Here is a 671-nt window from a genome sequence, read left to right on the forward strand (position 1 = left end):
ATTAGACGCTGATGTAAGTCCATCAAACTCATTGCAAGCTTGTCCCATTGCGCCGCGTCATCGCTGGCATGACCCAAAAAGTCCTTGAGTGCGTTTAATGCTGGTAAGCCGCTACGAACGTATTCAAGCTGCGCTTGACGGCTCATGCCGCGACTGGCCGTTTGCAGCGCATAGGCGTGACCTGCGCCAGCAAGTCTTGACTGCCAACTGGCCGCGCGCTGCTGCAAGATCTCTTTGATACGGTCGTGCTCACTAAAGACACTATGTTCCATGACTTCTTTGAGCAGATCGATCGCCTCAGGCTTACGATTAAGCGCGCGCGTTGCGACCACAAAGTAGCTGCTAATCGTTTGGCTATCATCGATGCTAGTACGCTGGCTAATACGTGCGGTCACGCCTGATGAATGCGCCGCTTGTTTGGCTTGCATCTCATAAGCATCTAGCGAGTCCGTACCCAGCTCTGATAGCAAGCTTAAATAAATCGGTAGTAGCGGATGATTGATGACATCGTTAGCAGGCAAATTATCCACGTTGGCTGCGTTGATCGCATCCGTGAGCGGCACAACGACTTGATAATAGTACAAGCCATTGGTGCCCGCTTCGTATTCAAACAGCGTGCTCTGTTGTCCGCTTAGCGTGACCTGTTTTTGTGTGCCTTCTTTAAAGCTGAT

Annotated in this window: 1 pseudogene; it reads right to left on the minus strand. The window is 51.1% G+C overall.

The annotated features are described in order from the left end of the window. Positions 1–671 (minus strand): annotated as a pseudogene (locus tag ACTXGO_RS15625) (insulinase family protein); the annotation flags it as partial.

This window comes from Psychrobacter sp. T6-1 (assembly GCF_052258445.1).